Source organism: Neobacillus terrae (assembly GCF_011393025.1).
GTDB lineage: Bacteria > Bacillota > Bacilli > Bacillales > Cytobacillaceae > Neobacillus_A > Neobacillus_A terrae.
The window spans coordinates 52,347-66,774 of sequence record NZ_JAAOEO010000010.1 but is presented as its reverse complement, the minus strand read 5'-3'; the positions used below and the strand labels follow the sequence as shown (position 1 = coordinate 66,774).

General features: G+C 36.4%; 16 protein-coding genes and 1 pseudogene. 11 read left to right on the top strand and 6 right to left on the bottom strand.

Annotated elements, in window-relative coordinates; genetic code table 11:
• Positions 1–58: 58 nt before the first annotated feature.
• Positions 59–199, bottom strand: a complete 141-nt coding sequence (locus G8761_RS15395; protein WP_166028196.1) for a hypothetical protein — start codon at positions 197–199, stop codon at positions 59–61.
• 302 nt (positions 200–501) lie between these two features.
• Between G8761_RS15395 and G8761_RS27265 the strand changes: the two genes are divergently transcribed.
• Positions 502–750 (top strand): TRIC cation channel family protein, encoded by a 249-nt coding sequence (locus G8761_RS27265; RefSeq protein ID WP_243450044.1) that lies wholly within the window; start codon positions 502–504, stop codon positions 748–750.
• Positions 731–1,120, top strand: coding sequence for a trimeric intracellular cation channel family protein (locus G8761_RS27260; RefSeq protein WP_243450043.1), 390 nt, complete (start codon positions 731–733; stop codon positions 1,118–1,120). The genes G8761_RS27265 and G8761_RS27260 overlap by 20 nt, the downstream gene beginning before the upstream one ends.
• A gap of 82 nt (positions 1,121–1,202) precedes the next feature.
• Here G8761_RS27260 and G8761_RS15385 read toward each other — a convergent pair whose 3' ends face one another.
• A complete protein-coding gene (locus G8761_RS15385; protein ID WP_166028194.1) occupies positions 1,203–2,453 on the bottom strand; it encodes a cation:dicarboxylate symporter family transporter in 1,251 nt (416 codons plus the stop codon).
• Positions 2,454–3,008: 555 nt separating this feature from the next.
• Between G8761_RS15385 and G8761_RS27255 the strand changes: the two genes are divergently transcribed.
• The 4 genes from G8761_RS27255 to G8761_RS15370 all read left to right on the top strand — a co-directional run bounded on the left by G8761_RS27255 (position 3,009) and on the right by G8761_RS15370 (position 5,752).
• The gene (locus tag G8761_RS27255) at positions 3,009–3,203 is read left to right on the top strand and encodes a hypothetical protein (protein ID WP_243450042.1); all 195 of its coding nucleotides are present in this window, start codon (positions 3,009–3,011) and stop codon (positions 3,201–3,203) included.
• Between the two features lie 153 nt (positions 3,204–3,356).
• Positions 3,357–3,524, top strand: a complete 168-nt coding sequence (locus G8761_RS27250; protein WP_338000966.1) for a Type 1 glutamine amidotransferase-like domain-containing protein — start codon at positions 3,357–3,359, stop codon at positions 3,522–3,524.
• 147 nt (positions 3,525–3,671) lie between these two features.
• Positions 3,672–4,127, top strand: a complete 456-nt coding sequence (locus G8761_RS15375; RefSeq protein ID WP_166028192.1) for a hotdog fold thioesterase — start codon at positions 3,672–3,674, stop codon at positions 4,125–4,127.
• Positions 4,128–4,879: 752 nt separating this feature from the next.
• Positions 4,880–5,752, top strand: a complete 873-nt coding sequence (locus tag G8761_RS15370) for a protein kinase family protein (protein WP_166028190.1) — start codon at positions 4,880–4,882, stop codon at positions 5,750–5,752.
• A 182-nt stretch (positions 5,753–5,934) separates the two neighbouring features.
• On the opposite strand, the gene G8761_RS15365 is transcribed toward G8761_RS15370, so the two are convergent.
• Positions 5,935–6,387: a cupredoxin domain-containing protein gene (locus tag G8761_RS15365; RefSeq protein ID WP_166028188.1), complete on the bottom strand. Its 453-nt coding sequence runs from the start codon at positions 6,385–6,387 to the stop codon at positions 5,935–5,937.
• 321 nt (positions 6,388–6,708) lie between these two features.
• Here G8761_RS15365 and G8761_RS15360 point away from each other — a divergent pair, with 321 nt between their 5' ends.
• Positions 6,709–7,290 carry a YdhK family protein gene (locus tag G8761_RS15360; protein WP_166028186.1) on the top strand — a complete coding sequence of 194 codons (582 nt, stop codon included), beginning with the start codon at positions 6,709–6,711 and terminating at the stop codon, positions 7,288–7,290.
• A 35-nt stretch (positions 7,291–7,325) separates the two neighbouring features.
• Here the strand turns inward: G8761_RS15360 and G8761_RS15355 are convergent, their stop codons facing one another.
• Both G8761_RS15355 and poxB read right to left on the bottom strand, forming a co-directional pair.
• Positions 7,326–8,576 carry an MFS transporter gene (locus tag G8761_RS15355; RefSeq protein WP_166028184.1) on the bottom strand — a complete coding sequence of 417 codons (1,251 nt, stop codon included), beginning with the start codon at positions 8,574–8,576 and terminating at the stop codon, positions 7,326–7,328.
• A gap of 259 nt (positions 8,577–8,835) precedes the next feature.
• Positions 8,836–10,560 (bottom strand): ubiquinone-dependent pyruvate dehydrogenase, encoded by a 1,725-nt coding sequence (gene poxB, locus G8761_RS15350; protein WP_166028182.1) that lies wholly within the window; start codon positions 10,558–10,560, stop codon positions 8,836–8,838.
• A 240-nt stretch (positions 10,561–10,800) separates the two neighbouring features.
• Here poxB and G8761_RS15345 point away from each other — a divergent pair, with 240 nt between their 5' ends.
• Both G8761_RS15345 and G8761_RS15340 read left to right on the top strand, forming a co-directional pair.
• Complete coding sequence (locus G8761_RS15345; protein ID WP_166028180.1) at positions 10,801–11,076, top strand: hypothetical protein; 276 nt, start codon at positions 10,801–10,803, stop codon at positions 11,074–11,076.
• 65 nt (positions 11,077–11,141) lie between these two features.
• Complete coding sequence (locus G8761_RS15340; RefSeq protein ID WP_166028178.1) at positions 11,142–12,329, top strand: cytochrome P450 family protein; 1,188 nt, start codon at positions 11,142–11,144, stop codon at positions 12,327–12,329.
• Between the two features lie 98 nt (positions 12,330–12,427).
• Here G8761_RS15340 and G8761_RS15335 read toward each other — a convergent pair whose 3' ends face one another.
• Positions 12,428–12,934 carry a hypothetical protein gene (locus G8761_RS15335; protein WP_166028176.1) on the bottom strand — a complete coding sequence of 169 codons (507 nt, stop codon included), beginning with the start codon at positions 12,932–12,934 and terminating at the stop codon, positions 12,428–12,430.
• 285 nt (positions 12,935–13,219) lie between these two features.
• On the opposite strand from G8761_RS15335, the gene G8761_RS15330 reads away from it, so the two are divergent.
• Together G8761_RS15330 and G8761_RS15325 are read left to right on the top strand one after the other, a co-directional pair.
• The gene (locus G8761_RS15330; RefSeq protein ID WP_166028174.1) at positions 13,220–13,675 is read left to right on the top strand and encodes an NUDIX hydrolase; all 456 of its coding nucleotides are present in this window, start codon (positions 13,220–13,222) and stop codon (positions 13,673–13,675) included.
• 159 nt (positions 13,676–13,834) lie between these two features.
• Positions 13,835–14,399, top strand: a pseudogene (locus G8761_RS15325) (AAA family ATPase).
• Positions 14,400–14,428 lie beyond the last annotated feature (29 nt).

Genomic DNA, 14,428 nt, shown 5'->3' with positions numbered 1-14,428 from the left:
TAGTGAAAGGAATGCGAGAGTAGTTGAGAGTAAGAAAATTTGAGGGTTATTAGAGATCTCATAAAGAATTTTCATTCCATGCTTTAATTATTTCATCAACAAGATCAACTCTCTGAGCTACTTGATTTACTTCATTTGAAGGTTCATTATCAAGTTTATCAGGATTTTCTTTTGGAATATAAAAGTTTTCTTTAGACAATTTAATCACTCCTTTTATTTGTAGTATGCTCTATTATCCTAAAAGTATTAAATTACTTTACCCATTCTCTGTCCAATTGAAAATATAAGATTAGAAATATTGATGTTTTTTTGTACAAGAAAAGAATGAAGCTGTAAGAATGAATTAAATTTCTACTAGGGGAGCCTGTAGTGCAGGCTGAGAAAATAGATGATGAAAGAAGAACCTAACAGAGGAATAACAAAGGTGAATTTGGAAAATCCTACTTAGTAGTTAAAAATATTAATTCCTTATCCAGTTTAACATGTAGGAGGTTTTCAACCTTGACCTGGCAGGTTTTGCATCTCATCGGGATTATAGCTTATGCTGCCAGTGGGGCATTTGTGGCACTTGCTGCTAGATACTCATTTATAGGCGTTTATGTGTTGGGATTAACTACTTCATATGGAGGAGCTATTATCCGTAATTTAATTATTGGAATCCCACTTTCTCGCATATGGGATCGCTTTTCGATTTTTAACGGTTTTAATAACTCTAACGATTATCGTATTTATGCCAATAAAATGGATTAAGCAACGGAAACGTTGGGGTTTATTTTTTGATTCAATTGGACTTGCTTCGTTTGCGATTCAGGGTGCACTATTAGCGACTAAAGAATACGATAGTTTAGGGATTACTGTTTTGGCATCCATGTTTACTGGAGTAGGCGGCGGAATGATTCGGGATTTATTAGTTGGAAGGAAACCATTGGCTCTAAGAGAAGAGATTCACGCTGTTTTAACGATTCTCTGTGCAGTTTGTATATGGTTAGATTGGACAACTCCCTTACAACTAACCCTAATTGTTGTAGTAGTAGTTGCAATTCGCATGTTGGCAATTCGTTATAATTGGCAATTTCCTCTTCCATTTAATCGAAAGAGAAAGATGTTAACCAATAAATAATTACGTTTTCAATTAAACGGACACGCTATAGAAAAACGCGCTGAATTTCCTCAGCGCGTTTTGCAGGCTTTACTCTTACATATTATGCCGCTTTATTTTCGATACTTTCTTCTGTAAGCTTATGTCCTTCCCATTTTGTAATTACTATAGTAGCAAGGGAGTTTCCAACAATATTTACTGCGGTACGAGCCATATCTAGAATCCGGTCAATTCCAGCAATAAACGCAAGTCCTTCGACAGGGATACCAACACTTCCCAAAGTAGCGAGAAGGACAACAAACGAAACACCTGGAACTCCAGCAATCCCTTTAGATGTAAGCATCAACACCAACACTAGTGTAATTTGATGTCCGATACTCATGTGAATTCCATACATTTGGGCAATGAATAACGCGGCAATCGCTTGGTATAAAGTTGATCCATCAAGATTAAATGAATATCCTGTTGGAATAACAAAAGATGTTATGGCTTTGGGACATCCAAGCTTCTCCATCTTTTCCATTATTTTCGGAAGTACGGTTTCAGAGCTCGCTGTTGAATAGCCCAGCAATAATTCGTCCTTTAAATATTTCATCAGTTTAAAGATGTTAAACCCAACCAATTTTGCAGTTACCCCAAGGATCACAATAATAAAGAAAATCATTGATCCGTATACCACGAGAACAAGTTTTCCAAGTGGAATTAAAGAGGATAAGCCAAATTTTGAAACCGTTACACCAATTAAAGCAAATACCCCAAGAGGAGCAACTTTCATAATCTGATTGGTTACATAAAACATTGCATCAGCGGTGCCCCTAAAGAAGTTGAGAACAGGAGCGCCTTTCTCTCCTATAGCTGCGATTCCCAGTCCGAACATGACTGAGAAGAAAATAATTGCAAGCATATCTCCGTTTGCCAATGACTGAACAATATTAGCAGGAACGATATTTACAAAAGTATCGGCCATTGAATGGGTTTCGGTCGTTTTTGCTGTCGTTACATATGCACCGATATCAGTTTTTGAGAGATGGGAACGATCAACGCCTGTCCCTGGTTGAAATACATTAGCAAAGATTAATCCTACAAAGATAGCGATTGTAGTAATGATTTCAAAATAAAGCAGTGTTTTCCCTCCGAGTTTACCTAGTGACTTCATATCTCCTGCACCAGCTACTCCTACAATTAAACTGGAAATAATGATTGGAATAACAATCATTTTAATTAAACGGATAAAAATAGTGCCTATGGGCTGCAGATATTGTTCAACATGGGGATTTCCGTAAAAAATTGCCCCAATAACAATCCCTAAGGCCAGTCCAATAAAAATTTGCCAAGCTAAGCTAATTTTCTTCATGTTTACCCTCCTATGGTTTAAAAATAATGAAAACAAATTTTTAATTCCTTTTTTAAAATATTATCTTAAGATTATTTTAGTAGATAACGATGTATCTAAACAATATATTATTTCAATGTAATCGATATCAAATCGATATGAATGGGTAAAACGATAAGGAATATAATGGAAAAAAGTGGAAAAGCTACTATAACATCAGGAATTCAACCCTCTGGAAGCTTTAAGTCAAGAAGGATTAATGCGTATTTTTGTTGAATACCATATCTAACTATAGGTTGATAGTCTTAAATTGAGGTGACAAAAAAGTTGTTTTTCGGTATTATTTGCGTTCTTGCAGGCTTATTCAAAATGGTTATAGCAATTTTTAAAAGAAACCAAAGAATAAGTTTTATAATTCCTTACTAATGATTTTAATGGGTGTGTCCGTAATATAATAGCGGTAAATCATTTCTTAGGATTTTAGAATCTCCAATGGACGCAAGGGAAGAATAGGAACTTTTATTGCAGGATACAAGAAAGAAGGATGCTCTTTTTAATGGAAGAAGTGGTTTTTAAATGTCTAAGATTTTATTAACATCCCAAGGGTTCTTTACAGATGAAATTAAACAGCATTTTATTCAACTTTTAAATAAACCAATTGCAAATCAAAAGGCTGCTATTATAACTACCGTATCAATACAAAAGGAGCACAACAAGTTTGCCCTTAAGGGCAAGAGAAGATTTGCAAAGTATGGGATTACTCGAAGTTGATTTTACAGATATAGAGTTTGATAACCCTGAAACCCTTTTAAATTAAAATGTTATTTACATAAAATGTGGAAATCCTTTTTATTTGTTATATCACTTAAAGAAAAGTAGGGCTGATAAAGTTTTAAAAAATTATCAAACATGGATGTAGTAATTGTGGGTATAAGTGCTGGAGCTTTAATATTTGGGACAAACATAAAAACTGTTGATTTTTTCACACCACAGATGAACAACTTAGATATACAGGATTTAATAGCATTAGGGATAACCAATATAACAATTTTCCCTCATTATGACAGAGAAGATATGTTTCAAGACCCATAGGAAGAACAATTGAAGATTAAGAGAGTTTGAAAGATGGAGTAATCTTCCTGTAACTAGCTTAAGGGATGATGGATTCATACTTATAAAATGCCTTTTTTACAAATTCAAATGGAAATAAATATTCGAAAATCAAGGGGGCAGGTAATTGTGAAGGAGAAAATAGATGAGTATCAAATCTATGAGAAACATTATGATCAAATTTATAAACAAGTTAAGAATGATCCGTATGCTCAGTCATTAGGCATTAAGTTAATAAAATTTGAGGCTGGGTTTGCAGAAGCCAGTTTGGAGGTGCAGGATCATATGGTCAATGCGTATGGAACTGTTCATGGAGCAGTTATATATGCTTTAGCAGACCACGCATTTTCGGTTGCCTGTAATGCTTATGGAAAATCATCAGTAGGACTCTCTACAACCATCCAGTTTATTGAAGCAGCCAAACCAGGTGACAAAATAGTTGCCCGTGCATCTGAAGTAAGACGAAACTTTCGTACTGGTTTTTATCGGATCGAGATTTTTCATGATCATAATCTAATTGCAACCATGGAGGCTGTTTCTTACCGTAAGGACCATTATTTTATTGAACTCGATGATCAAGATTAAGTGGAGAAACTCTAGAATACTGCAGGTGGCATCGAATATTGTGAGACGGGGGACTTTATTATATGAAAAAATCTTAATGAAGTAATTTTCTTTAATAAAAATTAAATTTATATATATTTCCGAGTGATCCTAATGCTTATTTGTTCGTTAGCACAGTGAAAATCGTGAGAGTGAGTGCTTGAAATCCGCGCTGCCTTTATTGGCATTTTTTTAGTTGTCCGAAAAAGGAAAATCAATATAGTTGTAGAAGTAATATTGGATTATATTTTTTCAATATTAATAAAAGTCAGTTAAGACCACAGCTTTCACTTCTTTTACTTAGTTTCCGAACATAGAGGAAATGACTATTGCTAAGAATTAATATAGAAGTCGGAGAATTTTTTCTTAAAAAGAATATAAAAGAATGTCAATTAAGAGTATTTACAACCACCTATGAGCCATTTGATTTTATCAGAAAAACGCTTTTAATATATTGAGATAGAAGAACAAGACCTTTATAAAATGTAAATTGCTAAAATAACATTTTTTCAGAGAGTTACCATTTACTTTGTAAAAACATTGAAAACTCATAAGCTGATTTAATACGAACCATGGAAAAGTATAGGATAAATTCATTTGAGGGAGAAATTCCAAAGGAGAATTATATAAAAACAAACAATACAAATCTAAGTCCTGAAGAGGCTGCCAGCTTGATTAAAGAAGCGTTAAATCTATGATAAGTTGAAGGATTTTCAATTTTAAATGGAGGTTATATGTTACATACACAGTTTGATGATGTTTCATTTCGTTTAAAAGAAAAACATGCTTTTGATTGGTTAAAAGATCATGGCAGAGTGTTTTGCGTTTTTGATAAACAAGATTCCGGAAATATAAGTTTTGGAGTCGAAAAAGATGATGTTAAAAAGTTTATTAAGTATGCAGGGGCAAGAACTATAAATTATAAAGGTAAACCCGTGGACGCAATTGAAAGATTGAAGAATTCATTACCTCTTTATAAAGAGCTGCAGCATCCACATTTAATAAAATTTTTAAATCATTTTCAGGTTGCTAAGGGATATGCATTGGTATTTGATTGGTTTGATGGAGAATGCCTTCATTCTCCTTGGTCATTTCCTCCTCCAGAAAAATATACTAACCCCGAATCTCCATTTTACCGTTTTAGACAATTACCAATTGATTTACGTCTACATTCATTGAAATGTATTTTTGATTTCCATGTACATGTTGAGAAGAATCAATTTGTAGCAATTGATTTTTATGATGGAAGTATTCTATATGATTTCAAAAACCATACCACCAAGATTTGTGATATTGATTTTTATAAGAAAAAACCATTTATCAATACTATGGGAAGACTATGGGGTTCATCAAGATTTATGTCGCCAGAAGAATTTGAACTAGGTTCTGAAATCGATGCAAGAGCAAATGTGTTTAATATGGGCTCAATCGCTTTTGGATTATTAGGTGGAGAACTTGACCGATCCTTTACAAAATGGGATGCAGGTCAGAAACTCTACGAGGTAGCATTAAAGGCAGTAAAAAAAGAAAGAAAAGAAAGGTATGCATCAGTAGAAGAATTTTTTCAAGCCTGGAAATCTGCTTGTAATATTTCACTATCTTTATAATAGATTGCATCAGATTAGTAAAAAAAAAAATGTACTAGAAAGTTTTAAAACCGCATTTAGTGAAGCGGTTTTTTTATTTTTATTTAAAGATAGTTAGTTGGAACATTCGTTTTGGAAGAGGTGAGAAAGGATATTTACAATTTTTAAAAGAGATAGGAATAACCTATCTCTTAGTTTCAATACTATTCTACGATTAATTTTCCGGTCATTTTAGCATGTCCAGTTCCACATACTACTGAACAGTGATATTCAAACGTTCCTGTTTTATCTGCAGTGAATTCTGCACTTTTATTACCCTGGATGTTTACGTTATAGGCAGGAATAGTGAAACCGTGTCCGCCATCTTCACTTTGTAGAGTGATCTTTACCTTATCACCTTTTTTTACATGGATTTCTTTTTTATCATATTCGAAATCCTTTGCCATTACTTTAATCTCCACAACTTTTCCTATGGAATCATTAGTAGTAGCTGTTGTCTTTGACGTATCTGTGGTTTTTGATTTTTGTGTTGAAGCATTTGAACTTTGGCTGGATGATGATGAGTTTTGAGATGTTTTAGATGCGCTGCTACAAGCACTTAACATTATTGCCATGATCACTGTAGCCGTGAATAAGAAAAACAAATTCTTTTTCATAGTTTTATTTCTCCTCTCAATTTTTAATACTCTCATAACTTACTACAGCAACTTAGTGGATACCCTTAATAGTATATTAGAATTACATTAGAATTTTATTAAGGATTAAAATGGTCACTATGTTGAAATAGGCTGCCAAGTAATAGGAGGAGATGATTAAGTAATAGAGGAAGCACTACAAAATCGTATATACAAAATAGATTCAAACCCACTTTTATTTGAAGAATGCAGGATTTTTAAAGAGGGGGAAAAACGCTCTGCACAATTTCTGCACATTTTTATTTTAATATAGGTTTTATATTAAAAAATAGGAGGATGTACATGAAGAAAAAGCAGTTTACCTTACTCACTTTTTTAATGATTATTTCATTCATTTTGGCAGCTTGCTCTGGCGGCCAGTCAAAGAATGAAAGTATGGACCATAGCAAAAAGTCAGGACATGAAGGAATGAACATGGATCATTCAAACATGGATATGTCCGCGTCAGGTGAACTACCTAAAGGAATCAAAGAAGCAAAAAACCCAACGTTTCCTGTTGGAAGTAAAGCAGTAATTCATGCCGTTCATATGGAGGGTATGAATGGCGCTGAAGCAACTATTGTAGGTGCTTACGATACAACTGTTTATGCCATTTCCTATACTCCAACAACAGGAGGAGAAAAGGTAACAAATCACAAATGGATTGTGCAGGAAGAGATAAAAGGTGCTGAAAACCAGACTTATAAACGAGAAGATGAAGTTGAGGTAACTGCTGACCATATGAAAGGTATGAAGGGAGCAAAAGCTGTTATCGATTCAGCAGAACATACAACGGTTTATATGGTGGATTACACTCCTGCCTCTGGAGGAAAAAAAGTAACAAACCATCAGTGGGTAACCGAGAGTGAGCTAACTGCAAAATAATGAAGAGAGGCTATCCTTTTTGGATAGCCTCAATTTTATATTTCTTCAGACGTTTCCTTCTTTACATAAACTGGCTTCATAATCGGCATTAAAGAAAGAATACCGACCAAAAGAAGGAATGCGGATATTTGGTACATAAAAACAATCGATAAGTTAGCCTTCATCCAGCCTGAAATCGACATGGTTACGACCATGGCTCCCATAAAGAGGGGATTCAATATGCCGTTTACCCGCCCAATAAAGGCTTCCTCTGTATTTTGTAAAATCATTGTGTTGATTCCAATTTGAATACACGGCATGAATAAACCGGCCAAAAATTGCGCTGTTAGAGTGAGCCAAAGTTCATTCGATAAACCCAAAACCATAAAGCTAATGGCACTTGCACTCATCCCTACGGCAAGAAGCACCTGCGGAAGAGCTTTCCTGGCAACTCCCATTGTGAGCCCACCGCCAAGGATCATACCAATTCCAAATGCAGCCATCAGCCATTGCAGATATTCCTTTGGCAGTCCGAGACGTTCAGTAATTAAAAAGACGCCTAGAGGCTGAGTAAGACCGATGGACAAACCAGCAGCCAAAAAGGAAGCACCTAAAAGTGTTAATACTTTACTGCTCCACACATAACTGAAGCCATCTTTCATTTCTCCCATTAATGTCGTTTTCTTTTCTTGTTCTGCTAATTGTCTGTCTGGCGGCAGAAGAAGAAGACTGGCTGCGGAGCAAAGAAAGGCCACACCCATAACCGCAATCGCTGTCATAATACCAAAACGCTGATAGACAAAAGTACCAATGATTGGTCCTAAAATCATAAAGAGGGCAAAGATCGTCTGATACACAGACATCCCCATTTGAGTTAACTCTTCCGGCACATGGAGCTTAAACAGTTTCATACCTGAAGGCTGTGAAAACTGCGATAAGATAGACGAGACCAGGGTTGCAAAGAAAATGACTTTCCAACTTCCCAGCATCAGGGTGAGAAGCACTACAAAAATAGAAATGGCACTTAATAAATCACACCATACCATTGTCCGTTTTGGGCGCCACCTATCGGCAAACGTCCCCCCAATAAATGAAAACAGAAAAATAGGAACGAACTCTGCTACCGAAATCATGGACACGGCCACGGGATTTTCGTGTGTTTTTTCAATTACATAGAGCAAAATAGAATAGTTTCTTACCCATATTCCAATCTGCAGAAAAAGAACAGACATTATGATTGTTTGAAAGAACCGGTTCTTAAAGAGGGTTCCCATCCCTGAATTTGCATTGACTGTACTGTCATTCATAAAAAAACCTCCTGTTGAATTCTGGACAGGAGGAGGCTTTTTTGGGTGATGAAAAGACAGACATACCTGTGGTATATCGTGTTCAATCTCCAAAAGGCAATACAAATCCTATCCAGAAAATAATCATAATAAAAGTGATACGATTTTTTCAAAAATAGGATTAATAAATCATCGCCCTTTGGTCACCCTTCCGTTTATTAATAACCTGATTTTACCATACAGTTATTTAGATAGCAAGAATGTATGTTCTTTTTTATCATTATCTGAACAAATTCGTTTTTGCAAGTTCAATTAATTTGTCCCCATCACCATTTAGGACTGCCTTCATCATCCATAAAGTAAATCCATGGGCCTGTTCAAAATTGATTCGTGGAGGAAGAGAGAGCTCCTGGCGATTGACCAGGACATCCAACAGTACGGGACCATCGTGTTCAAAAGCTTGTTTCACCGCATTTTCCAGATCCCCAGGATCTTCAACCCGGATGCCCATGATTCCCATTCCCTGGGCAACGGTTGCTAAGTTTGGATTTTGAAGACCGGTTCCAGTTTCCAAATATCCTGCAGCCTTCATTTCCAATTCAACAAAGCTTAACGCACTGTTATTATAAACAACCACTTTTACTGGCAGCTTGTGCTGCTGAATGGTTAAAAGGTCACCCATTAGCATAGCGAGACCTCCATCACCGGAAAGAGCAATGACCTGTCTTTTTGGATCGGTACATTGAGCGCCTATTGCCTGCGGCATCGCATTTGCCATTGTGCCATGGTTGAACGACCCCAAAAGTCTTCTTTTCCCATTCATTTCAACATACCGTGCCGCCCATAAAGTAGGTGTCCCGACATCACAGGTAAATACAGCATCATCACTGGCAAGATCACTCACCATTTTAGTTAAATATTGAGGATGAATCGGCATTTTGCCCGGTTTACCAACAGCAAGTTTATCAAGGCCTTTTCGAACACCTTTGTAATCTTCAACATGTTTATTTAGGTGATGAGAGTCATGTTCTTCTGTTAGATAAGGCATTAATGCCTCAATAGTGTTCTTAATGTCTCCGCAAAGACCTAAATTAACATTTGCTCTTCGTCCCAGATGTTCAGGCCGAATGTCCACCTGCAGTATTGCGGATTTCTTCGGGAAGAACTGACGATAAGGAAAGTCTGTACCCAGCATCAGCAGTACATCCGCATCCATCATTGCATGGTAGCCGGAAGAATAACCGATAAGGCCTGTTAGACCAACAGAATATGGGTTGTCGTATTCCAGATGTTCCTTGCCTCTAAGGGCAATGACCATAGGAGACTTCAGCTTATCACATAACCCCATTAATTGTTGATGGGCACCCTCACAGCCAGCTCCGCATAATAAAGTGATTTTTTTTCCTTTGTTAAGATATTCAGCAAGGTTTTTAAGTTCTTCATCAGATGGACGGACAATAGGATTGGTGACATGATAAACCTGTTCCGGAACGGTTTCTGAGTCATTTAATGCTGCCACATCTCCAGGGAGAACAATAACGGCGACACCCTTCTTAGAGATGGCATGCTGCAGGGCCATCGTAACCATACGGGGCATTTGTTCTGTTCTTGTTACTACCTCACTAAAATGGCTGCACTCTTTAAAAAGGTGCTCAGGATGGGTCTGCTGAAAGTATTCGCTGCCGATTTCATCACTAGGAATATGGGCAGCGATTGCCAATACTGGGATTCGGCTGCGGTGGCAATCATACAGACCATTGATAAGATGAAGATTTCCCGGACCACTGCTTCCAGCACAAACAGCGATGCTGTTGCTTAGCAGCGCATCGGAACCTGCCGCAAACGCTGCGACTTCCTCATGCCGAACTCCAATCCACTCGATTTTTCCAGAACGGCGAATGGAATCTAAAACGGCATTCAAGGAATCCCCGACAATTCCATAAATGCGTTTAATACCTGCGTGTAATAAAGAATCAATAAGTAAATCAGCAACAGTTTGCTTCATCGTTTCTCTCCTTCAAAACGTAGACATAGAATTTGGTTTATTTTTTACAATCTTGGAGAGATGTATTCAATAGCATTTATTTAAATCATTTGGATTTTTATGGTAAAATATAATGGTGAGTCGCTAAAGTATGACAGGCTCCCGAACTGCGCGCGGAAAGCAAGTATCTTGAAGTCAAAATCTATACTCAAGCTAAACTAAGCTAGAATTTAAAAGATTACACATACGAGGAGGTTTAAAATGAACAATTCTACAAATAACCCTTTTGAAGATAAAAAAATTCATCAGACCGTCAACTATCCCCATCATGATCCTCCAGAAGATAGAGCACCGTTTAATGATGCTATAAAACATGAAGACATTGTTAATGGATTTCAAACTCCCAAAAAAATAGAACAAATCCCAAAATGGTTTAAAAATCCTCTAAGAGTTTTTACTATCATCACCTTACTGATTATCCTTTCAACCCTCCTTTATCAAGTCATACAATTTATAATAGCAGTTGCTTCTGAATAAAAGTTTCTTGGTTTATCCACTTGTCTTATGGGTTATTTTTTAAATATAAAAAAGAGAGGAGTTAAATGGTGGATCCACAAACAGAGTTGTTTACAAAAAATTTCACTCAAAATCCATATCTTGCTTACGCAAAACTAAGGGAAAATGATCCCGTTTATAAAATGATGTTTCCTGATGGTCAGGGCTGGCTCATAACCAGATATGAAGATGCCATCGAAGTTTTAAAAGACCCCCGAGTGGTAAAAGATTTTTCAAAGCTCTATGGAGGCAGCATGGAGTATGGAAGTGTGTTCATGAATAATATGCTGTTTTCAGATCCGCCTGATCATAAAAGGCTGCGCGGACTTGTTCAAAAGGCTTTTACCCCACAAATGAATAGTGGTATGCGAGACCGAATTCAGGAAATTACCAATGAATTGTTAGATAAGGCAACAGACAAAACAAAAATGAACCTGATTGATGAATTTGCCTTTCCGCTTCCTATCATTGTTATTTGTGAAATTCTTGGGGTTCCCTCCGCCGACCGGGATAAATTCCGTATATGGTCCAATTCACTAATTGAAGGAACGAATGGTGAACATGCTGCGGATATGTTTCAGCACATGAATGAATTCATTCAATATCTTCGTGAATGGTTTGAAAAGGTACGTCATAATCCGGGCAACGACCTGATCAGTCAGCTAATCATGGCTGAAGAGGGAGGAGACGAGCTCACAGAACGGGAAATTTATGGAGTAGTTTCTTTATTAATCATTGCAGGACATGAAACAACCGTTAATTTAATAGGCAATAGCATTCTTGCTTTATTGGAGCACGCGGAACAGCTCAATCTTCTAAAAAGTCAGCCTGAATTGATTCCTAATGCTATTGAAGAATCACTGAGATTTAATGGACCAGTTGAGTTTAGCACTTCCCGCTGGGCAAGTGAAAATATGGAGTTTAAAGGAAAATTCATTCGCAGGGGAGAGTTAATGATCATTGCTTTAAATTCGGCAAACCATGATCCTGATCAATTTAATGACCCCGAAATCTTTGACATTACCAGGGAGAAAAGCCCGCACCTTGCTTTTGGGAAAGGGATACACCTTTGTCTTGGAGCCCCGCTTGCAAGGCTTGAAGGGGAGATTGCCATTAAGAGCCTACTAGAAAGATTTCCAGATATGAAGCTTGCTGTAAGCAAAGATGAACTTGAGTGGAGACCGGGGATGATCGTGAGAGGAGTTAAGGAAATACCTCTTTTATTAAAAAAATGATTTAAAAAATAATGAAAGGACCTTACGCAGGTCCTTTTTGTTACTTCTATTATTCTAGACAATATCAATATGGTTAGTTTTTGCCTATTTCTTTGTTATTACAGCCAGTTATCATCGGAGTTATTATCCCAGCCGCCAAAATCATTGTTATCTTGTTGGTCATCAGGAGTATTATCAGTGCCCTCATAATTGTTTTGCTCATTATCCTCATTTTGGCCTCCATCCTCATCCTGTTGGCCAATACCCTCCCGCAATTGATCAATTTCATCCTGCTGCAGAATATTTTGGTCTTGTAATTCCCGCATTAATTCATGATCCTGCATATTTTGATAATATTGAAACTGATCAAAACCAATTCTGCCCTGATCCAATAAATAGGTCAGAAGGGCACCTGTTGCCAATCCCCCGGCAAAAGTGCCGAAACGGCCCATTCCACCGCCTTCGCTCATGCCATTTATCCCTCGGCTACCTGGCCCATAGTAATCTTGCCGCTGATTATAAATATCTCTTCTTGATTCGTATCTTTGAGACCGATTTCGTTGCGTTAGGGGCCTAATAATTAAAAAATGAACAAGCACAATGATGATGATAAATCCAATTAGCATCCTATTAAACCTCCTTTTAAACTAAACTTTTTTCTTAATCTAACTATTCACTTTCCTTCAATAAATAAACAAATTTTTCTCTATACTTTCTTATGCCTTTACCCTTTTATAATCAACAATAAAAGTAGCCAAAATACAAGGCCAAATGGAAGTCTAGACTCTAAAACACTTTAAAAGACATTTGTAAATTTTTAGTTCAGAGGAAGTGAAAGGAGGTAACCAGGCGTTAAGTAAAGAAAGAGTAAAGATATTACATTAAAAAATAAGATACATAAGGAGAAATGAATGTCTCAAAATGGGATTGTTTTAGTGGTTAGTGTATCAATATTAAGAAAAGATGAAGTCTTAATAATTAGAGAAAGTAAGCCATCTGCATTGAATAAGTGGAATTTTCCGAGTGGACGGATTGAATATGGAGAAGACATTCTTTATTCAGCTTGCAGGGAAGTAAAAGAGGAAACAGGCTTTGAAGTAAAACTAAATGGCACAACTGGTGTCTATAATTTTATGAGTAATACAAACCATCAGGTCATTTTGTTTCATTTTACTGGTGAGATAACAGGTGGTTCTTTACATCTCGCAGAAGATGAAATTTCAGACAGCAGGTGGATTAAGTTAAATGACCTTGTTAAATTTGATAACGAAGAATTACGGGAATCAAATGTATTAAAACAAATAATAGATAACTTACTAAGTGGGGAGTTACACACTATTAGTATGTATAATGAAAAACTTCTTTAATTAATTCTTATTGAACTCGCATTAGCGTTGATCAATACGCTTCTTTTGTTGAACTTATTGAACTATCTGAGGTTAGCAGAAGGAACAAATGAAAAAGTTCTCTCAGGTAGTGCAATTTTTGAAAGAAATATTCCATTCGGTAGGAAAGGAGTGGGAGTAATGAAAAGGCTGTTGATTATTACAGTTGGTAAAACACATAGTGGGAAAACAACCTTTGCAGGAGCCCTGGAAAAAGAGTTAAACCATTCAATAGTAGTGGATCAAGATAACCATGCTGAATTTATAAATCTTTTTTATAAAAAATTACAACCAAAAGAAGGACCTAATACTCTTTAGCACGACATTACAAAGCTTATTGTTGAATATGCCATACAACATACTGATTTACACCTAATAATTAGTAACTCAAATCGAAGTCGAAAAGGTAGATTGTATTTACTTGAAGAATTGTTTCCAAAAAATAAGTTACCCGCATCCTTGTCCATTTTGATATTCCAGATAATGTTCTTCAAGTTCGTGTTGCACAAATCCAACGTAGTACCAATATTAGGGGTGCTTATACTAATTTTGAGGAAGTGCTTATTAAGCAGCAGGCTGATTCTATGAAAGAAGCTGTGATAGAGATCCAGTAGAAGGTGAAGCAGACCATTTATTTGTAATTAAAGACAGTGAAGAAGGTGATTCTGTTATACAAAGAATTCTTCAAATTGTTCAATGTAGATGAATTCTCAATTCTTTAACTGACATTCAACT